The following is a 26123-nucleotide window of genomic DNA, read 5'->3' on the forward strand; positions in this document are numbered from 1 at the left end:
TTTTTTTTTCCCACCGAAAGGCAAAAATAGGGGCCTCCTCCGTCCCCCCCGTTTTTTCTTTGTTTCCCCCCCGACGCCCTCATCATCGACCCGGAACGCCCGGGTTTCGCCGCCGAAAGATCAGCAGCTGTAGTACATGTCGAATTCGACCGGGTGCGGGTGCAGTTGCAGCCGCTCGACCTCTTCCATCTTCAGCTCGATGTAGCTGTCGATGAAGTCGTCATCCATGACGCCGCCCTTCTTGAGGAACTCGCGGTCCTTGTCGAGGTTCTCCAGCGCCTCGCGCAGCGAGCCGCAGACCTCGGGGATGGAGCCGCGCTCCTGCGGGGGCAGGTCGTACAGGTTCTTGTCGGCGGCCGCGCCCGGATCGATCCGGTTCTCGATGCCGTCGAGGCCGGCCATCAGCAGGGCGACGAAGGTCAGGTAGGGGTTGCCCATGGGATCGGGGAAGCGGGCTTCGATACGCTTGGCCTTGGGCGAGGACACCCACGGGATGCGGATCGAGGCGGAGCGGTTGCGGCTGGAGTAGGCCAGCTTCACCGGCGCTTCGTAGCCGGGCACCAGACGCTTGTAGCTGTTGGTGGTGGAGTTCGAGAACGCGTTGATGGCCTTGGCGTGCTTGATGATGCCGCCGATATACCAGAGACACTGCTCCGACAGGCCGGCGTACTTGTCGCCGGCGAACATGGGCTTGCCGTCCTTCCAGATGGACTGGTGCACGTGCATGCCCGAGCCGTTGTCGCCGAACATGGGCTTGGCCATGAAGGTGGCCGACTTGCCGTAGGCCGCCGCCACGTTGTGGATGACGTACTTATACAGCTGCAGACGGTCAGCCATGGTCACCAGCTCGGCGAATTTCAGGCCCAGCTCGTGCTGCGCCGGGGCGACCTCGTGGTGGTGCTTCTCGGGCTCCAGGCCCAGGTCCTTCATGACCGCCAGCATCTCGCCGCGCAGGTCCTGGCCGGAGTCCACCGGGTTCACGGGGAAATAGCCGCCCTTGGCGCGCGGGCGATGGCCCATGTTGCCTTCGGTGTATTCGGCGCCCGTGTTGGCCGGAAGTTCCGTGGAATCAAAGGCATAACCCGTTTCGTGGGCGGCGGTGGACCAACGGACGTCGTCGAAGATGAAGAACTCGGCCTCGGGGCCGAAATAGACCTTGTCGCCCACGCCGGAGGACTGGACATAGGCCAGCGCCTTCTTGGCCATGGAGCGGCTGTCGCGGGAATAGGGCTCGCCCGTGTCCGGGTTCATCACGTCGCAGAACAGGAACATGGTGGTCTGCTGGTAGAACGGGTCGATATAGGCTGTGTCCAGATCCGGCTTGAGCAGCATGTCGGACTCGTTGATGGCCTTCCATCCGGCGATGGACGAGCCGTCGAACATGGTGCCCTCGTTCAGGAAGTCCTCGTCCACCAGGTCGATGTCGAAGGTGACATGCTGAAGCTTGCCCCGCGTGTCGGTGAAACGGACATCGACGTATTTCACGTCCTTGTCCTTGATCTCTTGGAGGATCTTGCTGGCGCTGCTCATTCTCGTAAGTCCAGGTTTGGGGAGGTTGAAAAGGAAACGGCCGCTCCCGCGAAGGAACGGCCGGCGGCGGAAGGTCAGATGGCCTGGGCTCCGGTCTCTCCGGTGCGGATGCGGATGACGTCGGACACATCGGTGATGAAGATCTTGCCGTCGCCGATCTTGCCGGTGCGGGCGGCGGTCTGGATCGCCTCGACCACGGCCGGAGCCATGTCGTCGGGAACCACGACCTCCAGCTTGATCTTGGGCAGGAAGTCGATGACATACTCGGCGCCCCGGTAGAGTTCGGAGTGCCCCTTCTGGCGACCGTATCCCTTGGCCTCCAGAACGGTCATGCCCTGAACCCCGATGTCCTGAAGGGCTTCCTTCACTTCATCCAGCTTGAAGGGCTTTATGACGGCTTCGATCTTCTTCATAGGCTCCCCGAAGCGCGGCGTTTCGCCACTCGGCACACGGGATGATAAGGGACATTGCATCGCACAATAACGCAAGCCTCTTTTGCAGTTTTGTCACAGCGTGATGGCGCCATGACCCAGACCAACCATCCGGACCTCTGGCGCTCCGCGCTGCCGCGGCCGGGCGCTGACAGCCACAAGCACAGCCGCGGCCGGCTAGGCGTTGTGTCCGGTCCGGCCCTGCGCACCGGAGCCGCGCGGCTGGCTGCCCGGGCCGGGCTGCGCATGGGGGCGGGGCTGGTGAAGGTGTTCTGCCCGCCCGACGCCGCGATGGTTCTGGCCCCGGTGCTGGAAGCGGTGATGCTGGACGTGTTCGACGGCGCCGAGGACCTCGGCCACCTGGCCGCCCCCATGGACGCCATGATCATCGGCCCTGCTGCGGGCCTCACCGACGCGACCGCCGCCAACATCGCGGCCCTGCAGCGGAACCGGGCCGCCCTGGTCATCGACGCTGACGGCCTGAGCCTGTTCGAGGCCCGGGCAGGGGACCTGTTCGCGGGTCTGGACCCCGACGACGTGCTGACGCCCCACGCAGCCGAGTTCGAGCGCCTGTTCCCGGGCCTTTTGAAGCAGCACGGCAGGGAAGGGGCCGCCCGCCGCGCCGCCGCGACCGCCGGCGCCGTTGTCCTATTGAAGGGGGCCGACACGGTGATCGCAGCCCCGGACGGACGGCTTTCGGTCAACCGGAACGGCTCGCCCTGGCTGGCCACGGCCGGGACGGGCGACGTCCTCGCCGGCATGATCGGCGGCCTGCTGGCCCAGAAAATGGAGAGCTTCGACGCCGCCTGCGCCGCCGTGTGGATGCACGCCGAGGCGGGCCGGGCGGTCGGGCCGGGGCTGATCTCGGAGGATCTGCCGGACCGCATCGGACCGGTGTTGAGCGCACTACTGGACTAGTGGCTCAGATTTGCCCGCTGAAACGCCCGCGACCCGCGACGCCGACGCATCACCTCATGCAGGGCGTCCGCCAGCATCAAAACCTGATCTTCGGTCATTCGTCCGGCCGCATCGAGCAGCTTCAGGCGCAGGGCTTCAACCTCCGCGTCGGTGAAATCAGCCGGTCTGTAATGAAATGACTGTCCCATCACAGTTCCCTATACCACTACGACTGCGTGGCGGCGACCTCCGGTTCCCCTTGCCATTACGCACCGGAACGTCCTAGAGGCCAAGCCTGCCTCATGCGGATGTGGCGGAACTGGCAGACGCACTGGATTTAGGTTCCAGCGCCGCAAGGCGTGGAGGTTCGAGTCCTCTCATCCGCACCACGGGCTCCCGGGAGCGACATGACCACTGACAGCGGCGACTACGTCTATGATGAGGGTACGGGCGAATGGCTCAGCCCGGAGGAGGCGGCCGCAAACGCAGAAGCGAGCCAGGTCGTCGTCCGCGACGCCGTTGGCAATGCGCTGGCCGACGGCGACAGCGTGACCCTGATCAAGGATCTTGCGGTCAAGGGCGCCGGCCAGACCCTGAAGCGCGGCACGGTCATCAAGTCCATCCGCCTGACCGGCGACGACCAGGAAATCGACTGCCGCCACCCGACCATCAAAGGCCTGGTCCTGCGCGCCGAGTTCGTCAGGAAGGTGTAGGGCCGAGGGGGCCTGAACGCCCTGGAAGACATATCCAGTTATCGCCTAAGATATATTATGTGAAACCAGAGATGGTCAGGTGATTGACAGCACAGGGATCGGCATCAAGGATCACCCGCTCGGGCGGCGCGTTGAGACGGTCTGAGAAGGAAGCCATCATGATCATTCGGTCCGTCCTGGCGGTGTTGTTGCTGGCAGCCTGCACATCCGCCGATCCAGCGCCGCAGCAGACGGCGGCCGTGCCCATCGACAGTCCGCCGCCGGGAGAGCTGGGCTCGGCGGCGCGCGGCGCCGTCTTCGCTCGCGAGCAGTGTGCGGCATGCCATGCTGTGGGCGATGACGGCGCGAACCCGCTGGCGGGGGCTCCACCCCTTCGCGAGATCAGCCGCCGCTATCCGGTTGAGCAGCTGGAGGAAGCGTTCGCCGAAGGGTTCGTGACCACGCACTCCGCCATGCCGGAGTTCGTGCTGGACGCCGGCCAGAACCGCGATCTGATCGCCTATCTGGCGTCCATCCAGGAAGACTGACGGCGTCAGCTGACGTCAGGCGGTGAAGGTCAGGGCCAGGCCGTCCCAGGCCACATCCACATTGGCGGGCGCGACCGCCTTCAGAGCGGCGTAGTCCAGATCCAGATGCAGGTTCGTCAGCACGGCCGCCTTCACCCCGGACCGCGCGATCCAGCCCAGGGTCCTGTCCACGTGGGTGTGGGTCGGATGCGGCGTCCAGCGCAAGGCGTCGACGATCCAGGTGTCGGCGCGAGCGACCTCGGCCAGCGCCCCGTCGTCCAGATCGGAAACATCCGGCGAATAGGCCACGGGACCGATGCGATAGCCGATGCTGTGGATCGGGCCGTGCAACTGGTCGAAGGTCATGACCTCCACCGGACCACCCGGTCCGTCGACGGTGAACGGCGTCCCCAGCGGCGGCAGGTCGTGCACATCGCAGATGGCGGGATAGCCCTCCACGGACTCGAATATGTAGCGGAACCGGCTCTCCAGCGTGGCGCGCGTGGCGGCGTCCATCCAGCATGGAATGCGCCGCCGGGTGCGCATGGCGAACACCCGCAGGTCGTCGATGCCGTGGGCCTGATCGGCGTGGTCGTGGGTGTAGAGCACCGCGTCCAGATGGCGGACCTGCGCGTCCAGCATCTGTTCGCGCAGGTCCGGCGAGGTGTCGATCAGGATGCTGGTGGGCGTCTCCCCTGCCCCGTAACGCTGGACCAGAAGCGAACAGCGGCGGCGGCGGTTTCGGGGATTGTCGGGATCACAATCGCCCCAATCGCCGTCCCCGCGCGGCACGCCGCCCGACGATCCGCTGCCCAGGATGGTGAAGACCCAGCGACCGCTCACGGGCGGGGAATCCGGTCGAACAGATTGAAGAAGGCGTCGGTCGTGCGCCGTTCCGCCTCTTCGCGGCTCCAGCCCCGAACCTCAGCCAGCTTGTCCAGTACGTGGCCGATGTAGGCCGGCTCGTTGCGGCGGCCTCGATGGGGCACGGGTGCCAGATAGGGGCAGTCGGTCTCCACGATGATGCGGTCTTCGGGCATGGCGCGGATCACCGCCCGCACATCCTCGGCCGCCTTGAAGGTGGCGATGCCGGAGACCGAGAACCATCCGCCCAATTCCGCCGCCAGTTCAGCCAGTTCCGGGCCGCTTGTGTAGCAGTGCATCAGGAACTTGAACGGTCCTTTGGCGTGCTCTTCGCGCAGGATCTCGGCCATCACGTCGTCGGCCTCCCGGGTGTGGACCACCAGCGGCAGGCCGGTTTCGCGGGCGGCGGCCACATGGGCCCGAAAGACCTGAGCCTGAACATCGCGGGGGCTGAGGTCGTAGTGGAAATCCAGCCCGCATTCGCCGATCCCCACCACCTTTGCACGCTTCGCAAACTGGATCAGGTCATCCGCTTCAAGACACGGATTTTCCTTGGCTTCGTGCGGATGCGTCCCGACCGTGCACCAGATGTCGTCATGGGCCACGGCCAGGGCGTAGGTCGCCTCGAAGGTGGACACCTTGTCGGAAATCTCCACCATCACCCCCACGCCCGCCGCGCGCGCCCGGGCGATGACCGCGTCGCGATCCTCGTCAAATTGGGGCGCGTGCAGGTTCACATGGCTGTCGATCATCATTCAGGCGGCTCCGATGCGCTGGGCGCGGCCGATCTCGGCCATGGCGGCGGCCAGAACGTCGGCCCGGTCCAGATTGATGCCCGACACCTGGTCCGGCATGACGCTGAGACGGCTCCAGGTCTCGGACCAGGCGGCGGCTTCCCGCCCGCTGGACGAGGCCGCGCGATCCTTCACCGCCGCCATCAGGCGGTCGAACAGGCGGTCGAAATTCTCCGCGCCCTCGGCGCCCCGGAACTTGGCGGCCTGGGCGATCTCCTCGGCGATGTCCGCCCGGCCGTCATTGACCCAGCCCCGCGCCAGCCGGTCCAGTTCCAGCATCTGGTCGCCCGCCAGCGTCAGGGCCGCGCCCGGCGATCCGGCGGCCATGGCGGCGATGCGGCCCGCCTCCTCGTCGGCCAGACCCGCCTGCCGGCCGACCAGGGCGCCCAGCGCCTCCACGCTCCAGTTGGGGAAGTTCAGGCGGCGGCAGCGCGAGCGGATGGTGGGCAGCAGCCGGCCCGGCGCATGGGTGACCAGGAACAGCACGCCCCGCTCCGGCGGCTCCTCGAGAACCTTCAGCAAGGCGTTGGCGGCGTTCATGTTCAGATCGTCCGCCGCGTCGATGATCGCCACCCGGTAGCGCGCCCGCGACGGGCTCATGGAGAAGAACTCCGGCAGTTCGCGGGCTTGATCCACCGAGATGTTGCGCTTCAGCCTGGCGCCCTCCCCGGCCCGCTCGAGGATCATCAGGTCGGGGTGCGACTGGGCCGAGACGAGCTGGCTGACCGGATCCATGGGCCGCGCGCCCAACTCGCCCCGCGACGGGTCCGGCTCGGCGCCCAGCAGGCGACGCGCGGCGCGGTAGGCGAAGGTGGCCTTGCCGACCCCCTCGACCCCGGTCAGCATCCAGGCGTGGTGCAGTCGCCCGCGCGACAGGGCGTCGGTGAAGGCGCGCTCGGCCTCCTGATGGGGCTGAAGGTCGAAGCGGTCGCGGGGGTGGTCGCTCACGCCAGCCGCTCCCGGACCACGGACCAGATGCGGTCGAACACGGCGTCTGACGTGGCGTCGGCGTCGACCATGACACAGCGTTCCGGGTGGGCCTTGGCGATGGCGGCGAAGCCGTCGCGGAGGCGCTCATGAAAGGCCGCGCCCTTGCCCTCGAACCGCGCCTCGGCGGCGCCGCGACCGGCCGCGCGGGCCAGACCCGCCGACGCCGGCAGATCGAAGATCAGGGTCAGGTCCGGCTGGTCCCCGCCCACCACGCCGAGATCCAGCGCCTCGATGAAATCCGGATCCAGACCGCCCGCAGCGCCTTGATAGGCGCGGCTGGAATCGGCGAACCGGTCGCTGATGACCCAGGCGCCCCGCGCCAGCGCCGGACGGATCAGCCGGTCCAGATGATCGGAGCGGGCCGCATACATCAACAGGGCCTCGGCCGTGGGGGTCCAGCGATCGGCCGCGCCGTTGACCAGGATCTCGCGCAAGATCTCGGCGCCCGGCGATCCGCCCGGCTCGCGGGTCAGCACCACCTCATGGCCCTCAGCGCGCAGGGCTTCGGCCAGGCGGCGGGCCTGGGTGGATTTGCCGGCGCCTTCGCCGCCTTCAAGGGTGATGAACCGTCCGCGAGTCACGCCCGCACAATGGCGAGCCTGACGCCTGAGGCAAGCCCGAAGCCGCCTCTATCCCCCGACGATGGCCGCGTCGACGAATCCGTGGGCGATGACGCCCTGCCGCGCCTGCTCCGCCTGGTTGGGATCGCCCCATGGCCCGACCATGACCCGCCACAGTCGCTGGCCGTTCACATGGGCCGCATCGACCCTCGCCCTTTCGCCCAGACGGCGGGCGGCGGCGCGGGCGTTGCCCCGATCCGAAAAGGCGCCCGCCTGGATCCAGTAGATGCTGGTGGATGGGGTGGTCACGCCCCTCACAACCGGGGCGACCGCTGGAACCGGCGTCGCCGCAGGCGCCGGCGCCGAGGCCGTCTGCACGCCGCCGGCGACCCAGCCGCCCTGGCGCGGGGCGGGACCCAGATAGCGCACCCGCACCTGGCCCACCCCTGCGTTCAGCAGGCCCAGTTCCTGGGCCGCGCCACGCGACAGGTCGATGATGCGGCCGTCCACGAACGGACCCCGGTCATTCAGGCGCAGGATGGCGCTGCGCCCGTTGGACAGGTTGGTGACTTCGACCAGGCCGGGCAGTGGAAGGGTCTTGTGGGCGGCGGTCAGGGCGTTCTCGTCGAACCGTTCGCCCGTGGCGGTAGGACGGCCGTGGAAGCCCGGCCCGTACCAGGACGCCTGCCCCGTTTCTTCATAGTTGGGCTGGTGCGCCGGATGATACCAGCGGCCCCGGATCTGATACGGGCGCATGGTGCCGCTGACGATGGGCGCGGGGTCGCTGACCACGGGCGGCGTCAGCACGCCCCCGCGCGGCAGATCCCGCCCGCCGCCCGAGGCGCACGCCGCCAGAAACAGCATGGACGCCGCCGCGATGCCGATGCGCAGAGATGGGATGAGCCGTTCCAGCACGCCTGCCTCGTTCAGTGAATCGGGCCTGCATCATCGCCGCGAAATTTTCCGCTTTGGTTAACGCCCCCCTTCCCTGCTATGCACCCCGCGCCGGACAGGTGGCCGAGTGGTTTAAGGCAGCGGTCTTGAAAACCGCCGTAGGTGTGAGCCTACCGTGGGTTCGAATCCCACCCTGTCCGCCATCAGACCGAAGACGAGAGGACGTCATGGCCGTGAAGTGGTTCTACACCCCGGCCGGTGAGCCGGCGTTCTACCAGTCGGACGAATATGTCTGGGACACCCAGGGCAAGACCTGTCTGTACTGGGAGGCCAACGGCTGGTGGTTCCGCATGGAGGACAGCGCGCCGGCTTATTTCCTGAAAGGACCGTGGGTGTTCAACCTCATGGGCGAGCAGGCTTTCTACACCGGTCAGGCCGACAACGCCCGCTCGACCGCCTGACGGATTTCGTCGGCCGTGGGCGTCGTGGTCGAGGGGAAGGCCGCGATCAAGCGGCCCTGGCGGTCGATCAGCAGCTTGTGGAAATTCCAGGCGGGCACGGCCGACTGGCCCATCTCGGCGCGGGCCCACTGATAGAACGGGTGGGCGTCATCGCCGGTGACGCGGGTGCGGCCCGCCATGGGGAAGGTGACGCCGAAGTTCAGGGTGCAGAACTCGCGGATGTCCTCGGCGGTCTCCAGCTCCTGATTCAGGAAATCGCCCGAAGGCACGCCGACCACAGCGAAGCCTTGCGCGCCATATTCCTCGTACAGCGTCTGAAGCCCCTCGTACTGGGGCGTGAAACCGCACTTTGATGCCGTGTTCACCACCAGCACCACGTCGCCCTGGAACGCCGTCATGGGCAGGCTGGGCGTGGACAGGCCGTCGAAGGCGAAGCGGTAGGCCGTGCCCTCGGGGGCCTGCTGCACAGGCGGCGCGGCGGCGAACAGGGCCTGATGTTCCGCCACGGCGGCGTTGACGGCCTCGGTCGGGGCCAGTTCCTGCTCTTCCGCCTGGGCGGTCTCGGCGCCAGCGGCCGGCTCGGCCCGGTCACAGGCGGCCAGAGCAGCGACCAGGGCGATGCCCGTCAGGGAGATGCGCGACATGATGAACCCTCCGTCTTCCTCACAAGGATAGGCCCAAATACGCGCCACGCCCATAGCTGGACGCCGGACAGGCTCAGCCGCCGTACAAGGCCCGCGCCCGCGCCTCGAAACAGCGGATCAGGGCGTTCACGGCCCGGTCGAAATTGGCGCTCAGCATCATGTCCAGCATGCGCGACTTGAAGGCGAAGTCGATCATGAACTCCAGCCGTGCGCCGTCGGGGTGAGGATGGAACTCCCACCGGTTCTTGAGATGCTTGAACGGCCCGCGGATCAGGCCCACCTCCACCACATTGCGGTTCGCGTCACGCCGCACCCAGGTGGAGAATTTCTCCCGCAGCACCGCGAAGCCCACCCCGGCCTCGGCGTCCAGAAGGGTCACGCCGGGGCCCTCCTCCCGCTCGTTCCAGACCCGCATGGATGTGACCCACGGCACGAACTCGGGATAGGCGCGCACGTCCGCGACCAGCTCCAGCAGCTGGTCGGGCGTGTACGGCAGGATGCGGGTGACGCGGTGAACGGCCAAGCGGAACGGCGCCTCAGCGACCCAGCTGGGCCATGCGCGCCGCCCTCAGCCGGGCGAAGTCGTCCCCGGCGTGGTGCGAACTGCGGGTCAGGGGCGAGGACGACACCATCAGGAAGCCCTTGGCCCGGGCGATGGCCTCATAGGCCTTGAACTCTTCCGGCGTGACGAAGCGGTCGATGGGGGCGTGCTTGCGGGTGGGCTGCAGGTACTGGCCGATGGTGATGAAATCGACGCCGGCCGAGCGCATGTCGTCCATCACCTGCATGACCTCTTCCTTGGTCTCGCCCAGGCCGACCATGATGCCGGACTTGGTGAACTGGTTCGGATCGCGCTCCTTGACCATCTGCAGCAAGCGCAGGGAATGGAAGTAGCGGGCGCCGGGCCGGATCTTCAGATACAGGCGCGGCACGGTCTCCAGGTTGTGATTGAACACGTCGGGCGTGGCGTCGATCATCACCTCGGCCGCACCGTCCTTGCGCAGGAAGTCGGGCGTCAGGATCTCGACGGTCGTCTTCGGCGCCTGCAGCCGGATCTGGCGCACCACCTCGGCGAAATGGGCCGCGCCGCCGTCGGAAACGTCGTCGCGGTCCACCGATGTGATGACCACATGGTTCAGGCCAAGCTGGGCCACGGCCAGCCCGACCTTGCCGGGCTCTTCCGGATCCAGCGGCTGGGGCAGCCCGGTCTTCACATTGCAGAAGGCGCAGGCCCGCGTGCAGGTGTCGCCCATGATCATCAGGGTGGCGTGCTTCTGGCTCCAGCACTCGCCGATGTTCGGGCAGGCCGCCTCCTCGCACACGGTGACGAGGCCCTTGTCCTTCACGATGGCCCTGGTGGCGTTGTACTGGCCCGACCCCGGCGCCTTGACGCGCAGCCAGTCCGGCTTGCGCAGCACAGGGCTTTCCGGCCGGTTCTGCTTTTCCGGATGGCGAAGCTCGGACGGCTTCCGGGCCAGGGTGTCGATCAGCGTCACCATCGGCGTGACGGAGCTCCTTGCAACGAAGGCGCTATGTCGGACTTTCAGCCCTCAAAGGCAAGGCCCGCCCAAGTCACGAAGGCTTTCACGCTCCCGGATGTTACAGACCTTTTCAACGGTCTGACCCGCCTCTAGTTTACGCTGCGAAAAGACAGAGGGGCGCCACAGCCCTCAAGGGAGACGTACGCTTGCCGGTTCCGTTTGATGAGAAGTCTGTTCAGCAATCCATGTTCGACGCCCTTATCGGCGCGCGTGAACGGTTTGGCGACAAGGAGATCATCGAGGATCAGGACAGGAAGCCCCTGACCTACACCGGCCTGATCCGCGCCGCCTTCGTGCTGGGCCGCAAGATCGCGGCTATCACCGAGCCCGGCGAGCGCGTGGCCATCATGCTGCCGTCCAGCATGGGCGTCGTGGTGACCTTTTTCGGCCTGCACGCCTTCGGGCGAACCCCGGTGATGCTGAATTTCACCTCCGGAGCCCGCAACCTGAAAGCCGCCTGCGCCACCGCCGGCGTGAAGAAGATTCTGACCGCGCGCCGCTTCATCGAACAGGCCAAGCTGGACGACCTGGTCGTGGCGCTTGAACCCGTGGCCGAGATCATCTGGCTGGACGACATCCGCAAGACCGTCGGGATTCAGGACAAGCTGTACGGCCTGATGGCCGGCATCTTCCCCAAACAGTTCCGTGCCGAAACCAGCCCCGACGAGGCAGGTGTGATCCTGTTCACCTCGGGCAGCTTCGGCGCGCCCAAGGGAGTCATGCTGACCCAGGCCAATCTGGTGGCCAACGCCCTGCAGATCGCCTCGCACATCGACCTGGACCCCGATTGGGTGTTCTTCAATCCGCTGCCGACCTTCCACTGCTTCGGCCTGACCGGCGGGGTGATCCTTCCCATGCTGCAGGGCTTGAAGGCGTTTCAGTACCCCTCCCCGCTTCACGCCAAGCAGATCACCGACCTGCTGCCCCGGGTGAACGCCTCGGTGCTGATGACCACCGACACCTTCCTGAATCAGTACGCACGGGTGGCGGGCCCCGACGACTTCTCGACCATCCAGTTCGTGGTCGCGGGCGCCGAGCGGGTGCGCGACGAGACCCGCGAGATGTTCAACCAGCGCTTTGGCGGGCTGGAGCTGCTGGAGGGCTACGGCGCCACCGAGGCCGCCCCCGTGGTGGCGGTGAACCAGCCCGGGACCAACCGCTTCGGCACCGTGGGCCAGATCCTGCCGGGCATGGAGTGGCGGCTCGAGCCCGTCGAGGGCATCGACCAGGGCGGGCGCCTGTTCCTGCGCGGCCCCAACGTCATGGCCGGCTATCTGTCGCCCGATGATCCGGAACGTCTTGAGGCCCTGCCGGGCGGCTGGCACGACACCGGCGACATCGTGGATCTGGACGCCGAGGGCTTTGTCACCATCCTCGGGCGGGTCAAGCGCTTCGCCAAGATCGGCGGCGAGATGGTCAGCCTGACCGCTGTCGAGGGCATCGCCGACGCCGTCTGGCCCGAGGGTCGCCACGCCGTGGTCTCGATCCCCGACAGCCGCAAGGGCGAGCGTCTGGTTCTGGTCACCGACCGCAGCGACGCCGAGGTGGCGCCCCTGGCCGAATGGGCCCGCACCAACGGCGCGCCGGAGCTTGCGGTTCCGAAGCGTATAGTGAAGGTTGGCGAACTTCCGGTGCTCGGCACCGGCAAGACGGACTATGTGGCCATCCAGAAGATGGCCGAGGTTCAATCCAGGGCGGCCTGACCGTCCATTGGGGGCAAGACAATGATCAAGACATCGGCTCTGGCGGCCTGGTCGCCCAGGGTGCTCAGCATCTTCCGCATCGTGACCGGCCTGCTGTTCATCCAGCATGGCACGCAAAAAATCTTCAGCTTCCCGGCCGAGGCGCGCGGCCCCTTTGATCTGATGACCCAGATGGGCATAGGCGGGGCGCTTGAGCTTGTCGGCGGCGCCCTCATCATTGTGGGCCTGTTCACCCGCCCGACCGCCTTCATCCTCTCGGGCATGATGGCCGTGGCCTACTGGCAGTTCCACGCGCCCGGCGAGGTCTATCCGCTGAACAACGGCGGCGAGCTGGCCATCATGTACTGCTTCGCCTTTTTCTACTTCATTTTCGCCGGTCCTGGCCCGTGGAGCCTGGACGCGCTCATGCGCAAGCGCGCCTGACCGATCCCGCCCCTCATTCCGATGAGAATGAGGGGCGGAGTTGGCCTGTATGCGATCAGCCGTGCAGCTTCTTCGCCGTCTCGGCCACATAACGGCCCTGCCAGCGGGCGCCTTCCAGCTCGTTGTCGCTGGGCATGCGCGAGCCGTCGCCGCCGGTGATGGTGGTGGCGCCATAGGGGCTGCCGCCGGTCATTTCGTCGATACGCAGCTGCCCCTGCCAGGCGTAGGGCAGGCCCGCCACCACCATGCCGTGGTGCAGCAGGGTCTGGATCATGCCGATGAGGGTGGTTTCCTGGCCGCCGTGCTGGGAGGCGGTCGAGGTGAAGGCCGAGCCGACCTTGCCGGTGAACGCCCCGCTGGCCCACAGGCCGCCGGTCTGGTCGAGGAAGTTGCGCAGTTGCGATGCGGCCGTGCCGAACCGGGTGCCGGCGCCGATGATGATGGCGTCATAGCCGCCCAACTCATCGATGGTGGCGATGGGCGCGGTCTGGTCCAGCTTGTAGCCCGACTTGCGCGCCAGCTCTTCCGGCACCAGTTCGGGCACCCGCTTGATGTCGACCTGGGCGCCTTCCACCTGACGCGCGCCTTCAGCGACAGCTTCGGCCATCTTCTCGATATGACCGTAGGTGGAATGATAAAGCACGAGGATCTTGGGCATGGGGAGCTTCCTGTCTGAATGATCGCGGTCCGGTATTGCAACCAGTCCAGTTGCTGATCTGGGCGTCCTCTTTACCCGTTTCAACCTGCCATCATCGGAAAAGATGGATCAGGCGCGATTCAGGCCGCAGGGAAAGGGCGCGACGGCCCGATAGAACGCCGCATCCCCCGGAACCGCCCCGCCCCGGCTGAGACGAAAGGCGTGCTCCACCGCCGACGCCTGCTGTTCGATGTTGAGCCCCTCCCACACGCAAGCCTCCAGCGGATAGGCGTAGGCTGCGCGGTCGTCCCCCGCCTTCAGCTTGGCCAGCAGCAGGTTCACCCCCTGCTGCGCCTGCCAGACGTGCACCAGTTCATGGATGAAGACAGCCTGGGGGGCCACCGCCGCCACGGCGATGTCGGCCGGCAAGACCCGACGCGGCCAGACGATCCAGTCCCGCCCGAACCAGCGCCCCGGCACGAAGGCGCGCGGGAACGGCGAGGCCATGATGCGGACGGCGTTCAGCCTGACAGCGTCACCGAACACCTCAGACGCCAGCGCCCGTTCGCCGTCCGTCAGACGCCGGATCACGGCCCCACCCATTCCCAGTGCCAGGGCTCATAGACATAGGGCACGAAACCGAACCGGCGGGCGTTGGCCACCAGCCAGCGATAGGTCGGCCCCCGGCTCTGGTGCAGCCGGTTGTAGGCGTCTGTAGAATCCACCCCGTAGCCGAAGGCGTGGCCAACATAGAGGTCGATGGCCGTGCCGGTCCGGTGCGGCGAACACACCGCCCGGCGCAGACCGTCGCAGTTGCCTTCGGCGGCGCAGCGGGCCGCGTCGGCGGCCGGATCGCGCAGGCCGGAGAAGATCTGCAGCAGCTCCGGATTGGCCGCGATCTCGGGAACTTCCGCCCGGGCGGCGGCGGCCATGCGGCGGTAGGCCTCCAGCACGTCCCGGCGCAGCATGCGGGTGAGGCGGTCGGCGTGCTCTTCCTCGGGCAGCAAATAGGCCCAGGTGTTGATGGGCGGCGGCTCGGGACATTCGCCGGCCACCCGCGCCATGACGAAGGGCCTTCGCTCCTGCCACACGCCGCGAAACACCTGGAACGTGGCGGCGTCGAACACCCCGGTCGGCGCCAGGCCGTAGCGGGTCTGGAACGTCGCCAGGGCCGAGGCGAAGCCGGGCGAACCCGGCGAGCACGAGGTCGCCAGCTCCTGCTGGATCAGCGGCGCATAGGTCTCCCACCCTGTCTCAACGCCGGCGAAGGGCGCCCATTCCAGGCCCAGCACCGACTGCCCGTTGGCGACAGCCGCATCGCTGAACGCGTCCAGCTCGACCCAGCAGGGATCGTCCGGCGACTGCGCGCGGGCGGTCGTCGCCAGCCCGAAAGCGATCAGCAGGGTCAGGAACAGGCGCGAAGCAGTCATGGCCTCACATTCGATCAGCCCGCGCGCGCCCGCAAGCGGCTTGCCGAGGAACATCCGCAGCGCTCTGATGCCGGAGACCGCGACTCAGCGGCCGTCTCAGGCTCGTCCATGACCCAGCCCGCCGCCTCGTCTGCTGCCTCATCGCCCACGCCCGCGCCGCGCCGCAGCAACGGGGTGCTGGCCGCCTTCTCGGCCGCCTGCCTGCCCTACGCGGCGCTGGGTCTGCCGGTCTATGTGACCCTGCCCGAGTTCTACGCCAGCCATGTGGGCGTGGATCTGGCGCTGGTGGGGATCATCTTCCTCGTCATCCGCATGGCCGACATCTTCGTCGACCCGGCGCTGGGCATGGTCATCGACCGCACCCACAGCCGCTTCGGCCGCTATCGCCTGTGGATGGGGCTGGCCGCGCCGGTGCTGATGGTGGCGGTGGCCATGCTGTTCATGGTGCGGCCCGGCGCCGGCGGCGGCTATCTGGCCCTGTGGCTGATCATCATGTCTCTGGGCTTCTCGGTCAGCATCCTGTCGCAGATCAGCTGGGCCTCGGCCCTGTCCTCGGACTACGACCAGCGTTCGCGCATCTACGGCTGGTGGCAGACCGCCAACATCGTCGGCGTGCTGACCGTGCTGTTGATCCCGGTGCTGGTCCAGTCCATGGGCTGGGGCGACTACGCCGCCGCCGTGCGCTGGCAGGGCTGGTTCATCGTCATCGCCCTGCCCGTGACCTTGGCCATCACCTTCGCTTTCACCCCCGAGCCTCCCCCCGGCCCGCCGGCCGACAAGGCCTCGCGCTTCGCCTATCTCAGCCTGTTCAAGCTGCCGGTGATGCAGCGCCTGCTGGGCGCGGACCTGATGCTGGGCGTCGCCCGCGGCGTGGTGGGCGCCCTGTTCTTCTACTTCTTCGAGGCGGTGCAAGGGTTTGAACGGGCCCAGACCTCGATCCTGCTGCTGGTCTATTTCGTGGCCGGCCTGATCGGCGCCCCGGTCTGGAGCGCGCTGGCTGTGCGGCTGGGCAAGCACGCCGCCCTGATCCTGGCCTGCGTCTATTTCGCCGTGACCCTGCTGCTGGCCAGCTTCGGGGCGCCGGTCCTGGCCACTCTGCTTGGCGTCTCGCCCCTGATCATGGCGGCGATCATGGTGGCGCTGGTGGGCTTGGCCTTCGCCTCGGGCGACCTGCTGCTGCGGGCCATGATGGCCGACGTGGCCGATCAGGTCCGGCTGGAGCAGGGCGCGGACCGCACCGGCCTGCTGTTCTCCATCCTGACCGCCACCTCCAAGCTGGGCTATGCGGTGTCGGTGCTGACTTTCACCGGCCTGCAGTTCGCCGGTTTCAATCCGGCGCTGGTTGAGAACAATAGCCCCGCCGCCCTGATGTGGCTTCAGGTCATGTTCGCGGGTCTGCCGGCCCTGTGCCTGATCCTCGGCGCCTGGGCGCTCTACCGCTATCCCCTGACCCAGAGCCGCCACGCCGAGATCCGCGCGGCGCTGGATGCCGCAAGCACAGCACGATAAGCCCCCGCCATGACCGAGCCTCGCCCCATCGACCGCCTGATCCAGATCATGGCGCGCCTGCGCGCCCCCGACGGCGGCTGTCCGTGGGACGTGGCCCAGACCTTCGCCACCATCGCGCCCTACACCATCGAGGAAGCCTATGAGGTGGCCGACGCCATCGAGCGCGGCGATCTGAACGACCTGAAGGGCGAACTGGGCGACCTGCTGTTCCAGGTGGTGTTCCACGCCCGCATGGCTGAGGAGCAGGGCCTGTTCGCCTTCGATGATGTGGCCGTCGCCATGGCCGACAAGCTGGAGCGTCGCCACCCCCACGTCTTCGGCGACGAGGCGGCCAGAACGGACGCCGTCTCCCAGAAAGCGCGCTGGGAGGACATCAAGGCGGGTGAACGGGTGGCAAAAGCCCAGCACGGGGTTCTGGACGACGTACCCGTGGGCCTGCCAGCCCTGGCCCGCGCCGCCAAGCTGACGAAGCGGGCGGGCCGCGTCGGCTTCGACTGGCCCTCCACCGACGAGGTGTTCGACAAGCTGCACGAGGAAGTGGCCGAGCTGCGCGCCGAGATCGCGGCGGGCGATCTGGACAAGGCCCGCGAGGAGATGGGCGACCTGCTGTTCGTGGTGGCCAACCTGGCCCGCAAGCTGGAGGTGGAGCCCGAGGACGCCCTGCGCGGCGCCAACGCCAAATTCATCCGCCGCTTCGCCTTCATCGAAGCCGAATTGGCCAGGGACGGTCGCACGCCGGACCAGTCCGACCTGGCGGAGATGGACGCCCTGTGGAACGCGGCCAAGGCGGCGGAGAAGGCGGGCTGAGTTTATTTGCGCCCACCGCTTTCCAGCGGCCCTATAATGAGGCCGACATCAGGAAACCTCGGAGCCCATTTCGGACAATTCGGACAATTCGGACACTGTTTTTTTCGGCCGGATGTCTGAAATCCTCGGCCGATCCAATCAGGCCGCCCGGATGATTCCCAGGAAATCCGAGGCCTTCAGGGAAGCCCCGCCCACCAGCGCCCCGCCCACCTCGGGGGTGCGCAGGATTTCGGCGGCGTTCGACGGCTTCACCGAGCCGCCGTACAGGATCGGCGCCGCGCGGGCTGTTTCGCCGAGCCGTTCCACCATGGCGGCCCGCACCGCTTGGTGGACCTCTTCGATCTGCTCCACCGTCGGGGTCAGGCCCGTGCCGATCGCCCAGACGGGCTCATAGGCGACAGAAAAATCTTTTCCATTCAGTGACTTGGGAAGCGATCCCGCCACTTGGGCCTGAACGACCGCCACGGCCTGTCCCGCCTCGCGTTGCTCAAGCGTCTCGCCGACGCAGATGATCGGCTCCAGCCCGGCGGCCAGCGCCGCCTCCACCTTGGCCGCCACCTGGGGGTCGGTCTCGCCGTGCAACGCCCGCCGTTCCGAATGGCCCAGAATCACCAGCCCCGCGCCGGCGTCCGCCAGCATCCCGGCCGACACATCGCCGGTGAAGGCGCCCGACGCCTCGCCATGACAGTCCTGGCCGCCCACCTCGACGGCGGACCCCTCGACGGTCCGCGCCAGGCGCTCGATCAGGGTCGCGGGCGGGCACAGGGCCACCCGCACGGCGGAGGGTTCGGTCTTCAGCGCCTCGGCCAGCGCTTTCGCCTCATCAAGGGACGCGCCGGTCCCGTTCATCTTCCAGTTTCCGGCGATCAGCCGTCGCATTTCGGTCATGGGGGCTGTTTAGGCGGGCCATAAGGCCAAGCCAAGGGGCTGCCCGCTTGCGGGACCGCCGCCCCCTCCCCTATACGGCCAGTCTGCGCACTCTTGCGCTTCGCGATCCAGGGCCCGCCGCATGATCTCCTCGTTCCGCAAGCTTTCGAAGTCCTGGGTCGCCCCGATCATCGTGGGCCTGATCGCCCTCAGCTTCGTGATCGTCGGCACCACCGACTTCCTGGGCGGCGGAAGCCGCAGCGGGCCCGTCATCAAGGCCGGATCGCGCGAAGTCAGCCAGACCGACTACCGCCGCATCGTCGATCAGCAGCTGCAGAACTATCGCGAGCAGTCGGGCCAGTCCGTGACCATGCAGGATCTCGTCGCCCAGGGCGGCCACATCCAGATCCTGGATGGCCTTGCCGAAACCGAAGGGTTCTTCGCGTGGGCCTGGCGCGCCGGCCTGCGCCCCGGCGCCGAGCTCATCGCCCAGCAGATCCGTGAGTTCCCCGTTTTCTTCAACCAGATCACCGGACAGTTTGACCGCGCCCAGTACGCCCAAGCCCTGGCCGCGCAGAACCTGACCGAGGCGCAGTTCGAGCAGGAAATCCGCGACCAGCTGGCCGCCAATCACTATGGCGCCGCGCTGTACGCCGGTCTGCGTGTCCCGCGCATCTACGGCGCCGCCCTGGCCGCCCAGGCCCTGCACACCCGCGACGGCAGCTGGTTCGTGGTGACCCCCGCCATGGCCGGCGAAACCCCCGCCCCCACCGAGGAACAGCTGCAGGCCTTCCTCACCGAAAACGCCGACCAGCTTCGCCAACCCGAGTTCCGCACCATCTCCCTGGTGGTGTTCGGCCCCGCACCCGACGCGGCGCCGCCGAGCGTGACGGACGCCCAGATCCAGGAGCGCTTCGAATTCCGCCGGGACTCCCTGTCCCAGCCCGAGACCCGCACCTTCACCACCCTGACCGCCCGCGACGCAGAGACGGCCGCCGCCGTCGCCGCAGCCCTGCGTGCAGGGCAGAGCCCGGCCCAGGTGGCCGAGGCCAACGACATACAGCCGGTGGAATACGACAATCGCCCGCGCTCTGCGGTGACCGACCCCGCCGTCGCCGCCGCCGCCTTCGGCATGCAGGCCGGTCAGGTTTCCGACCCCGTGGCCAGCGGCCTGGGTCAGACCGTGATCCAGCTCCGTGCGGTGACGCCCGGTCAGGCGGCCACCCTGGAAAACAGCCGCGAAGCCATCGTGGCCGAACTGCGCGAGGAAGCCGTGCGCGGCGCCACCTACAACTCCGTGGAGCGGTTCGAGCAGTCTCGACAGGATGGCGGATCACTGGCGGAGGCGGTGGAAGCCGCCGGCGCCCGGATCATCGACCTGCCCCCCTTCACCGAGGACGGCCGTCTGCCCAACGGGCAACCGCTGAACGCTCCGCAACCGGTCCTGCGCAACGCCTTCACCCTTGAGGAAGGCGGTGAAAGCGACGTCATCGACGCCGGCCAGGGCCAGTACTTCGTGGTCCGCGTGAATGAGGTCCGCGCCGCGACCATGCCCGAACTGGACGAAGTGCGTGACTTCCTGACCCAGCGCTGGATGCAGCGGGAAACCAGCCGCCGGCTGGCGGCCCTGACCGATCAACTGGCGGGCCGGATTCGCGGCGGGGAATCCATCGCCGAAGTGGCGGCCTCAGTGAACGCCCAATTGACCACCCGCACAGGCCTTCAACAGACGGAGGATGTTCAGGAACAGGTCGGTCAAGGCGTTCTGCGCGGCCTGTTCAGTCAGGGCGCCGATCAGGTGTTCACCGGTCAGCAGGACCAGGGAAGCTTCGTCATCGGCCGTGTGGATCGTGTCCGCGCCCCGGTGGCGACCCTGGCCGCCCCTGTGGCGGAGCAGGCCCGCCCGCGCCTGACCATGCAACTGGCCGAAGCCCTTGGACAGGATGCTCGCGCCGCCGCCAGCCGCGCCATCGAGCCCCGCACGTGGCCGGAACGCGCTCTGAACGCCCTGGGTATCGATCCGTCGCAGGCGCCGACCGCCCCCGTCGCTGAGCAAGAATGAGCCAGGGCGCCGCTTCGCCCTCCCCGGAGGATTTTGCGCACGGATGGGGCGAAGGCCGGGCGCAGGTGGTGTTCCGCCGCCTGATCGATGATCTGGAGACCCCCGTCTCCGCCTGTCTCAAACTGGGCCAGGGCGAGCCCTACGCCTTTCTGTTTGAATCCGTCGAGGGCGGCGCCTGGCGCGGTCGCTATTCCATCCTGACCCTGGCGCCCGATCTGGTCTGGCGCTGCCGCGGCGACAAGGCCGAGGTCGCGCGCTGCGACGACATCGCGGCGGACCGCTTCACGGCCGAGCCCGACGACGCCGTGGCCTCCATGAAGCGTCTGGTGGACGAGGCGCGCATCGCCCTGCCCGAGGGCCTGCCGCCCATGGCCGCGGGCGTGTTCGGGGTCTTCGGCTATGATCTGGTTCGCCTGTTTGAGCCCATCGGGGAGGCCAATCCCGATCCGCTGGACCTGCCCGACGCCGTCCTGACCCGCCCGTCCATCGTCGCCATCTTCGACGGCGTGGCCCAGGAGATCATCCTCGCCACCCCGGCATGGCCCGACGGCGGCGAGCCCGAAGCCGCCTACGCCGCCGCCGTGGCCCGGCTGGACGCCGTGGTCGAGCGCCTGAACCAGCCTACGCCCCGTCCCGTCCCCGGCGCGCCCGATCCCGTTGTCTTCCAGGGCTCCGAGACAGAAGCCGGCTTCGCGGCCATCGTCGGACGGGCCAAGGACTACATCGCCGCCGGCGACATCTTCCAGGTGGTGCCCAGCCAGCGGTTCAGCGCGCCGTTCGCCCGGGATTCCTTCGCCTTCTACCGCTCGCTGCGCCGCACCAACCCGTCGCCTTTCCTGTTCCACATGAATTTCGGCGATTTCCAGCTGGCGGGCTCGAGCCCCGAGATTCTGGTCCGCCTGCGCGACGGCGAACTGACCATCCGTCCCCTGGCCGGCACCCGTCCGCGCGGCAGGACGCCGGAAGAAGATCAGGCGCTGGAGGCCGAGCTGCTGGCCGACCCCAAGGAGCTGGCGGAACATCTGATGCTGGTGGATTTGGGCCGCAACGACGTGGGCCGGGTGGCCGAGCCCGCCTCGGTCAAGGTGACGAAGAGCTTCTTCGTGGAGCGCTACAGCCACGTCATGCATCTGGTGTCCAACGTCACAGGCAAGGCCCGGCCGGACCTGCATCCAGTGGACATCCTGCTGGCCGCCCTGCCCGCCGGCACCCTGTCCGGCGCGCCCAAGGTGCGGGCCATGGAGATCATCGACGAACTGGAGCCCGTCAAGCGCGGCGTCGGCTATGCGGGCGCGGCGGGCTACATCTCGTCAGGCGGCGAGATCGACGCTTGCATCGTCCTGCGCACCGCCCTGTTCAAGGACGGCATGATGCATGTTCAGGCGGGCGCCGGCGTGGTCGCCGACAGCGATCCGAAGGCCGAGTACGAAGAGACCCTGCACAAGTCTCGCGCCCTCAAGGCCGCCGCGGAGGAAGCCTGGCGTTTCGGCTGATCAGTAGAACGGCTCAGGGCCCGCGTCAGGATAGGGCGGCCGCGGTTGCTGAGACTGGACAGGCGGAGGCCCGGCGTGCGGCGTCTCGAAGGGCGAAGGCTCGGCCCGGTGCGGCTCGAACCTCGGATATTCAGCGTAGGGGCCGGGATAGGGCTGATAGGTCGACGTTTCTGGATAAGGCTCTGGCGCAGGTCGATGCGGCGCGCGCGGCGCCTGGGGCTCCACGATCACTCCGCCCGTGACGTAGGTTTCCTCGGTCATCATCTCGCGGCTTTCATAGCTGGAACCGCCGCGCACCGAATGACGGCGGTCGCCCCAGGAATAGCCGTTCGAATAACTCTGGACGCGCGGCCCATCGCCATAGGCTTCATACCCATACCTGTAGCCGTAACTGTCATGACCCGGCGGCGGGCCCTGTGGCGCGGGCTCCTGATAAGTCTGTCCGTGTCCGCCATAGCCGGGTCCGGGGCGGTACGGACCGTATGCCGGGCCGGGCGCATAGACCGGTCCCGTGCGGCCAAAGCCTTGGGGCCCGCTGCGATAACGGTAATCCGTCCCCGGCGCCGGCACATGCAGCAGATAGGGCGCCTCGGCGACCGGATAGGGATGCGGTCGCGGCGCGCAAGCGGCGGCCAGGACGACGACGGCGGAGAGTGTCAGAATGGTGCGCATGGACGGCGCTCCAGCAAGCGCCGGGCCAGACTCAGTCAAAGCCGCGAACCACAACGGATGAGGACGGGTCCACCTCGAACCCCGGCCCCACGATCACCGCGCCGGCCAGCATCAGGGCGGACACAGCCGCCAGCAGGGCCGCGCCCAGCGCGCCCATGGCCGGATCGCGAACCGCCGGCGGTGCCAGCAGGTCACGTGCGCGTTGAATGGCGTCGGCCTCGGTCATGGAACTATCCGCTTGTTGACAGAGGACCGTAGGACGCACCCGTTAGCTTTCCCTTTCCGGGACAGGCGCATTCTCCTTGGCGAGACGGCGCGCCAGGCCTAGAACAGCCGGATCATGATCCTGGTCGTCGATAACTACGACAGCTTCACCTACAACCTGGTCCACTATCTGGCGGAACTGGGTGCGCCGACGCATGTCATCCGCAACGACGACATGAGCGCCGAGGCGGCGCTGGCCCTGAACCCGGACGCTGTGCTGCTCTCGCCCGGCCCCTGCGCACCGGATCAGGCGGGCATCTGCCTCGACGTGCTGGCCAAGGCCCCCGACAGCCTGCCCATCTTCGGGGTCTGCCTCGGCCATCAGGCCATGGGGCAGGCCTTCGGCGGCAAGGTGATCCGGGCCAAAACGCTTATGCACGGCAAAACCTCGCCCATCAGGCATGAAGGCAAGAGCGTGTTCCGGGGCCTCCCCGACCCCTTCACCGCCACCCGCTATCACAGCCTGGCGGTGGAGCGCGAAAGCCTGCCGGACGTGCTGGAGGTCACCGCCTGGACCGCCGACGGCGAGATCATGGGGCTGGCGCACCGCTCCCGCCCGATCCACGGGGTCCAGTTCCACCCTGAATCCATCGCCACTGAGCGCGGCCACGACCTGCTGGCCAACTTCCTCGACCTTGCCGGCGTGCGCCGTCTGGCCGCCGCCTGAGCCATGTCGGACGCCTTCAAGCCCATCCTGTCAAAGCTGGCCGACGGCCGCCCCCTCACCGCCGACGAGGCGCGGACCTTCTTCGCCGCCTGCCTGCGCGGCGAGCCGACCCCCGCCCAGATGGCCGCCGCCGTCACCGCCCTGCGCCTGCGCGGCGAGACGGTGGAGGAGATCGCCGCCTTCGCCATGGAAATGCGCGCCGCCGCCCTGAAGCTGGACCTGCCCTATGAGGTGATCGACACCTGCGGCACCGGCGGTTCAGGGCTGCACACCTTCAACATCTCCACCGCCTCGGCCCTGGTCCTCGCGGGCGCGGGCCTGAAGGTGGCCAAGCACGGCAACCGGGCCGTCAGTTCGAAATCCGGATCGTCCGACGTGCTGGCCGCGCTGGGCGTAAACCTGTCCGCCTCGCCCGCCCGGCAGCGCCGCGCGCTTGATGAAGCCGGCATCGCCTTCCTGTTCGCCCCCGCCCACCACAGCGCCATGAAGCATGTGGCGCCGGTGCGCGCCGACATCGGCTTCCGCACGGTTTTCAATCTGCTGGGCCCGCTTTCCAATCCGGCGACGGCGAAGCGTCAGGTCATGGGCGTCTACGACTCGCGCCTGCTGGAACCGCTGGCCGAGGTGCTGGGTCGTCTTGGCGCCGTGCGCGCCTGGACGGTGCACGGCCAGGGTCTGGACGAACTGACCACCACGGGGCCCACCGAGATCGCGGAATGGCGGGACGGGGCTGTGCGCCGCTTCACCGTCACCGCCGCCGACGCCGGCCTGCCCGAGGCGACCATCGAAGACCTGATGGGCGGCGACGGCCCCCACAACGCCCGCGCCCTGACCGCCCTGCTGGACGGCGCAGCCGGGCCCTATCGCGACATCGTGCTGCTGAACGCCGCCGCCGCCCTTGTGGTCAGCGACCGGGCCGAGGATCTGGCCCAGGGCGCGGCCCTGGCCGCCGCCGCCATCGACGACGGACGCGCCCGCGCCGCGCTGGACGCCCTGGTGCGCATCACCAATGAGGAAGAGGCCGCCGCGTGACCGACGTTCTGAGCCGCATCGCCGCTTACAAGCGCGAGGACGTGGCGGCGCGCAAGGCCGCCCGCTCACAGGCCGACATCGAGGCGATGGCCGCAGAGGCCTCGCCCCCGCGGGGTTTTCGTCAGGCGCTGGAGGACAAGGCTGCGCCCGACCGCCCGGCCCTGATCGCCGAGATCAAGAAGGCCAGTCCCTCCAAGGGCCTGATCCGGCCCGACTTCGACCCGCCCGCTCTAGCCAAAGCCTATGAAGCCGGCGGGGCCGCCTGTCTCTCGGTCCTGACAGACGGCCCCAGCTTTCAGGGCGACGACGCTTATCTGGGCGCCGCCCGCGAGGCCACCGCCCTGCCCTGTCTGCGCAAGGACTTTCTGGTGGATCCCTGGCAGGTGGCCGAGAGCCGGGCGCTGGCCGCCGACTGTATCCTCATCATCCTCGCCATGATCGACGACGCCCTGGCCGCCGAGCTGATGGCCGAGGCGGCGCGATTGGGCATGGACGCCCTGGTCGAGACCCATGATGAAGAGGAAATGGCGCGCGCCTGCGGCCTGAAAGCCGATCTGGTGGGGATCAACAATCGCTCGCTTCGAACCTTCGAGGTCGATCTGGAAACGACCGAACGCCTTGCCCTGCTGCGCCCGTCCAACGCGCTGCTGGTTGCCGAAAGCGGCATCTTCTCCCCCGCCGATGTCGCCCGCGTGGCGCACGCCCGCGCCCGCGCAATCCTCGTGGGCGAGAGCCTGATGCGCCAGGATGACGTCACCGCGGCGACGAAAGCGTTGCTGTCGGTAAGTTGACATTAACGAAGAACACTTACAGAACATCGGCATCAGTTCACGGCTTGTTCCCGGGGTGATTCCCGGAACCGGCCTGCGAGGAAAGTCGCCGATGCTCACGCGCAAGCAGCACGAACTCCTGATGTTCATTCATGAACGCATAAAGGAGACGGGCGTCTCGCCCTCGTTCGACGAGATGAAGGAGGCGCTGGATCTGGCCTCCAAGTCCGGCATCCACCGCCTGATCACGGCGCTGGAGGAGCGCGGCTTCATCCGCCGCCTGGCTCACCGGGCGCGGGCGCTGGAAGTGCTCAAGATGCCGGAACAGGCCACCGCCTCGGCCCCGTCACGGGGTCGCGCCGCCTTCACGCCCCAGGTGATTGAGGGCGCCGGTCGTCCCGCCGCCGCCATCCAGCCCGCCAACGACACCCGCGAGTTGCCCCTGCTGGGCAAGATCGCCGCCGGCACGCCCATCGCGGCCATCCAGCACGAGCGCGACCGCCTGATGGTGCCCGAGAGCATGCTGGGCGCCGGCGAGCACTATGTGCTGGAGATCGAGGGTGACTCCATGATCGAGGCGGGCATCCTCGACGGCGACATGGTGGTCATCAAGCGCGTCGACACGGCCAGCTCCGGCGAGATCGTCGTGGCTCTTGTGGAAGGCGAGGAAGCCACCCTCAAGCGTCTGAGAAAGAAAGGCGCCTCCATCGCGCTGGAGCCCGCCAACCGCGCCTACGAAACCCGCATTTTCGGCCCCGACCAGGTCGAGGTCCAGGGCAAGCTGGTCGGCCTCATGCGGCGGTATCACTAAATCCTCCCCCATCGGGGGAGGGGGACCATCCGCGGATGGTGGAGGGGGTGCATCCGCATCCCCTTTTTTGTCGAGTAGTGCGCGGACCGGCTGGCGCGTAGGTTCGTCAGGATTGGTGAAGCGGACCTACCCCCTCCACCGCTTCACCAAT

Annotated in this window: 31 protein-coding genes and 2 tRNA genes; 16 read left to right on the plus strand and 17 right to left on the minus strand. The window is 67.9% G+C overall.

What is annotated here, in order from left to right; translation table 11 throughout:
* Window positions 1-120 precede the first annotated feature (120 nt).
* Window positions 121-1530, minus strand: coding sequence for a type I glutamate--ammonia ligase (gene glnA, locus ACK4FB_RS13950; protein WP_409753515.1), 1410 nt, complete (start codon window positions 1528-1530; stop codon window positions 121-123).
* A gap of 74 nt (window positions 1531-1604) precedes the next feature.
* Entirely contained in the window at window positions 1605-1943 is a 339-nt protein-coding gene (locus ACK4FB_RS13955) for a P-II family nitrogen regulator (protein WP_196838892.1), read from the minus strand.
* 111 nt (window positions 1944-2054) lie between these two features.
* Between ACK4FB_RS13955 and ACK4FB_RS13960 the strand changes: the two genes are divergently transcribed.
* Window positions 2055-2879 (plus strand): NAD(P)H-hydrate dehydratase, encoded by an 825-nt coding sequence (locus ACK4FB_RS13960; protein WP_409753518.1) that lies wholly within the window; start codon window positions 2055-2057, stop codon window positions 2877-2879.
* On the opposite strand, the gene ACK4FB_RS13965 is transcribed toward ACK4FB_RS13960, so the two are convergent.
* Window positions 2876-3067, minus strand: a complete 192-nt coding sequence (locus tag ACK4FB_RS13965) for a hypothetical protein (RefSeq protein WP_409753520.1) — start codon at window positions 3065-3067, stop codon at window positions 2876-2878. The two genes, ACK4FB_RS13960 and ACK4FB_RS13965, sit on opposite strands and share 4 nt — an antisense overlap.
* Before the next feature lie 95 nt (window positions 3068-3162).
* Here ACK4FB_RS13965 and ACK4FB_RS13970 point away from each other — a divergent pair.
* The 3 genes from ACK4FB_RS13970 to ACK4FB_RS13980 all read left to right on the plus strand — a co-directional run bounded on the left by ACK4FB_RS13970 (window position 3163) and on the right by ACK4FB_RS13980 (window position 4098).
* Window positions 3163-3247: transfer RNA gene (locus tag ACK4FB_RS13970), tRNA-Leu, on the plus strand.
* Window positions 3248-3265: 18 nt separating this feature from the next.
* Complete coding sequence (locus ACK4FB_RS13975; protein ID WP_409753523.1) at window positions 3266-3571, plus strand: alkylphosphonate utilization protein; 306 nt, start codon at window positions 3266-3268, stop codon at window positions 3569-3571.
* Window positions 3572-3729: 158 nt separating this feature from the next.
* Window positions 3730-4098 (plus strand): c-type cytochrome, encoded by a 369-nt coding sequence (locus ACK4FB_RS13980; RefSeq protein ID WP_409753526.1) that lies wholly within the window; start codon window positions 3730-3732, stop codon window positions 4096-4098.
* A 15-nt stretch (window positions 4099-4113) separates the two neighbouring features.
* Here the strand turns inward: ACK4FB_RS13980 and ACK4FB_RS13985 are convergent, their stop codons facing one another.
* Genes ACK4FB_RS13985 through ACK4FB_RS14005 form a run of 5 tightly spaced genes read right to left on the minus strand, consistent with a single transcriptional unit; the run spans window position 4114 to window position 8200 of the window.
* On the minus strand, window positions 4114-4920 hold the full coding sequence (locus ACK4FB_RS13985) for an MBL fold metallo-hydrolase (RefSeq protein ID WP_409753529.1): 807 nt from the start codon (window positions 4918-4920) through the stop codon (window positions 4114-4116).
* Window positions 4917-5696: a TatD family hydrolase gene (locus ACK4FB_RS13990; protein WP_409753532.1), complete on the minus strand. Its 780-nt coding sequence runs from the start codon at window positions 5694-5696 to the stop codon at window positions 4917-4919. Before ACK4FB_RS13990 ends, ACK4FB_RS13985 begins: the two co-directional genes overlap by 4 nt.
* Entirely contained in the window at window positions 5697-6683 is a 987-nt protein-coding gene (locus tag ACK4FB_RS13995; RefSeq protein WP_409753535.1) for a DNA polymerase III subunit delta', read from the minus strand. It lies immediately after the preceding gene.
* Window positions 6680-7306: a dTMP kinase gene (gene tmk / locus ACK4FB_RS14000; protein WP_409753538.1), complete on the minus strand. Its 627-nt coding sequence runs from the start codon at window positions 7304-7306 to the stop codon at window positions 6680-6682. The genes ACK4FB_RS13995 and tmk overlap by 4 nt, the downstream gene beginning before the upstream one ends.
* Window positions 7307-7354: 48 nt before the next feature.
* Window positions 7355-8200, minus strand: a complete 846-nt coding sequence (locus ACK4FB_RS14005; RefSeq protein ID WP_409753541.1) for a septal ring lytic transglycosylase RlpA family protein — start codon at window positions 8198-8200, stop codon at window positions 7355-7357.
* 92 nt (window positions 8201-8292) lie between these two features.
* Between ACK4FB_RS14005 and ACK4FB_RS14010 the strand changes: the two genes are divergently transcribed.
* Together ACK4FB_RS14010 and ACK4FB_RS14015 are read left to right on the plus strand one after the other, a co-directional pair.
* A tRNA-Ser gene (locus ACK4FB_RS14010) sits at window positions 8293-8382 on the plus strand.
* 24 nt (window positions 8383-8406) lie between these two features.
* On the plus strand, window positions 8407-8640 hold the full coding sequence (locus ACK4FB_RS14015; protein WP_409753544.1) for a hypothetical protein: 234 nt from the start codon (window positions 8407-8409) through the stop codon (window positions 8638-8640).
* Here ACK4FB_RS14015 and ACK4FB_RS14020 read toward each other — a convergent pair.
* From ACK4FB_RS14020 to lipA, 3 genes are all read right to left on the minus strand, one after another.
* A complete protein-coding gene (locus ACK4FB_RS14020; RefSeq protein ID WP_409753547.1) occupies window positions 8610-9284 on the minus strand; it encodes a glutathione peroxidase in 675 nt (224 codons plus the stop codon). The two genes, ACK4FB_RS14015 and ACK4FB_RS14020, sit on opposite strands and share 31 nt — an antisense overlap.
* 73 nt (window positions 9285-9357) lie before the next feature.
* Window positions 9358-9807, minus strand: a complete 450-nt coding sequence (locus ACK4FB_RS14025; RefSeq protein ID WP_409753550.1) for a type II toxin-antitoxin system RatA family toxin — start codon at window positions 9805-9807, stop codon at window positions 9358-9360.
* Window positions 9808-9820: 13 nt separating this feature from the next.
* On the minus strand, window positions 9821-10783 hold the full coding sequence (lipA, locus tag ACK4FB_RS14030) for a lipoyl synthase (RefSeq protein WP_409753553.1): 963 nt from the start codon (window positions 10781-10783) through the stop codon (window positions 9821-9823).
* Between the two features lie 227 nt (window positions 10784-11010).
* On the opposite strand from lipA, the gene ACK4FB_RS14035 reads away from it, so the two are divergent.
* Window positions 11011-12528, plus strand: a complete 1518-nt coding sequence (locus ACK4FB_RS14035) for an AMP-binding protein (RefSeq protein ID WP_409753556.1) — start codon at window positions 11011-11013, stop codon at window positions 12526-12528.
* Window positions 12529-12549: 21 nt separating this feature from the next.
* On the plus strand, window positions 12550-12951 hold the full coding sequence (locus ACK4FB_RS14040) for a DoxX family protein (protein WP_409753559.1): 402 nt from the start codon (window positions 12550-12552) through the stop codon (window positions 12949-12951).
* Between the two features lie 55 nt (window positions 12952-13006).
* Here ACK4FB_RS14040 and wrbA read toward each other — a convergent pair whose 3' ends face one another.
* From wrbA to ACK4FB_RS14055, 3 genes are all read right to left on the minus strand, one after another.
* Window positions 13007-13609, minus strand: coding sequence for an NAD(P)H:quinone oxidoreductase (gene wrbA / locus ACK4FB_RS14045; RefSeq protein ID WP_409753562.1), 603 nt, complete (start codon window positions 13607-13609; stop codon window positions 13007-13009).
* A 108-nt stretch (window positions 13610-13717) separates the two neighbouring features.
* A complete protein-coding gene (locus tag ACK4FB_RS14050; RefSeq protein WP_409753565.1) occupies window positions 13718-14179 on the minus strand; it encodes a hypothetical protein in 462 nt (153 codons plus the stop codon).
* Window positions 14176-15018 carry a peptidoglycan-binding protein gene (locus tag ACK4FB_RS14055; protein WP_409753568.1) on the minus strand — a complete coding sequence of 281 codons (843 nt, stop codon included), beginning with the start codon at window positions 15016-15018 and terminating at the stop codon, window positions 14176-14178. The genes ACK4FB_RS14050 and ACK4FB_RS14055 overlap by 4 nt, the downstream gene beginning before the upstream one ends.
* 108 nt (window positions 15019-15126) lie before the next feature.
* Here ACK4FB_RS14055 and ACK4FB_RS14060 point away from each other — a divergent pair, with 108 nt between their 5' ends.
* Both ACK4FB_RS14060 and mazG read left to right on the plus strand, forming a co-directional pair.
* On the plus strand, window positions 15127-16527 hold the full coding sequence (locus ACK4FB_RS14060) for an MFS transporter (RefSeq protein WP_409753571.1): 1401 nt from the start codon (window positions 15127-15129) through the stop codon (window positions 16525-16527).
* A 9-nt stretch (window positions 16528-16536) separates the two neighbouring features.
* Window positions 16537-17334: a nucleoside triphosphate pyrophosphohydrolase gene (gene mazG, locus ACK4FB_RS14065; protein WP_409753574.1), complete on the plus strand. Its 798-nt coding sequence runs from the start codon at window positions 16537-16539 to the stop codon at window positions 17332-17334.
* 138 nt (window positions 17335-17472) lie between these two features.
* Here the strand turns inward: mazG and tpiA are convergent, their stop codons facing one another.
* Window positions 17473-18222 carry a triose-phosphate isomerase gene (gene tpiA, locus ACK4FB_RS14070; RefSeq protein WP_409753577.1) on the minus strand — a complete coding sequence of 250 codons (750 nt, stop codon included), beginning with the start codon at window positions 18220-18222 and terminating at the stop codon, window positions 17473-17475.
* A 121-nt stretch (window positions 18223-18343) separates the two neighbouring features.
* Between tpiA and ACK4FB_RS14075 the strand changes: the two genes are divergently transcribed.
* Both ACK4FB_RS14075 and trpE read left to right on the plus strand, forming a co-directional pair.
* On the plus strand, window positions 18344-20263 hold the full coding sequence (locus ACK4FB_RS14075) for a SurA N-terminal domain-containing protein (protein WP_409753580.1): 1920 nt from the start codon (window positions 18344-18346) through the stop codon (window positions 20261-20263).
* Window positions 20260-21756, plus strand: a complete 1497-nt coding sequence (trpE, locus tag ACK4FB_RS14080) for an anthranilate synthase component I (RefSeq protein WP_409753583.1) — start codon at window positions 20260-20262, stop codon at window positions 21754-21756. Before ACK4FB_RS14075 ends, trpE begins: the two co-directional genes overlap by 4 nt.
* Here the strand turns inward: trpE and ACK4FB_RS14085 are convergent, their stop codons facing one another.
* Together ACK4FB_RS14085 and ACK4FB_RS14090 are read right to left on the minus strand one after the other, a co-directional pair.
* The gene (locus tag ACK4FB_RS14085) at window positions 21757-22428 is read right to left on the minus strand and encodes a hypothetical protein (RefSeq protein WP_409753586.1); all 672 of its coding nucleotides are present in this window, start codon (window positions 22426-22428) and stop codon (window positions 21757-21759) included.
* A 31-nt stretch (window positions 22429-22459) separates the two neighbouring features.
* The gene (locus tag ACK4FB_RS14090) at window positions 22460-22654 is read right to left on the minus strand and encodes a hypothetical protein (RefSeq protein WP_409753589.1); all 195 of its coding nucleotides are present in this window, start codon (window positions 22652-22654) and stop codon (window positions 22460-22462) included.
* A gap of 114 nt (window positions 22655-22768) precedes the next feature.
* Here ACK4FB_RS14090 and ACK4FB_RS14095 point away from each other — a divergent pair, with 114 nt between their 5' ends.
* The 4 genes from ACK4FB_RS14095 (at window position 22769) to lexA (ending at window position 25972) form a co-directional block, all read left to right on the plus strand.
* On the plus strand, window positions 22769-23359 hold the full coding sequence (locus ACK4FB_RS14095) for an anthranilate synthase component II (protein WP_409753592.1): 591 nt from the start codon (window positions 22769-22771) through the stop codon (window positions 23357-23359).
* A gap of 3 nt (window positions 23360-23362) precedes the next feature.
* Window positions 23363-24391, plus strand: coding sequence for an anthranilate phosphoribosyltransferase (trpD, locus tag ACK4FB_RS14100; RefSeq protein ID WP_409753595.1), 1029 nt, complete (start codon window positions 23363-23365; stop codon window positions 24389-24391).
* Window positions 24388-25182, plus strand: a complete 795-nt coding sequence (gene trpC, locus ACK4FB_RS14105; protein ID WP_409753598.1) for an indole-3-glycerol phosphate synthase TrpC — start codon at window positions 24388-24390, stop codon at window positions 25180-25182. The genes trpD and trpC overlap by 4 nt, the downstream gene beginning before the upstream one ends.
* Before the next feature lie 91 nt (window positions 25183-25273).
* Window positions 25274-25972, plus strand: coding sequence for a transcriptional repressor LexA (gene lexA / locus ACK4FB_RS14110; protein WP_409753601.1), 699 nt, complete (start codon window positions 25274-25276; stop codon window positions 25970-25972).
* Window positions 25973-26123 lie beyond the last annotated feature (151 nt).

It is taken from the genome of Brevundimonas sp., assembly GCF_046299535.1.
Classification (GTDB): domain Bacteria; phylum Pseudomonadota; class Alphaproteobacteria; order Caulobacterales; family Caulobacteraceae; genus Brevundimonas.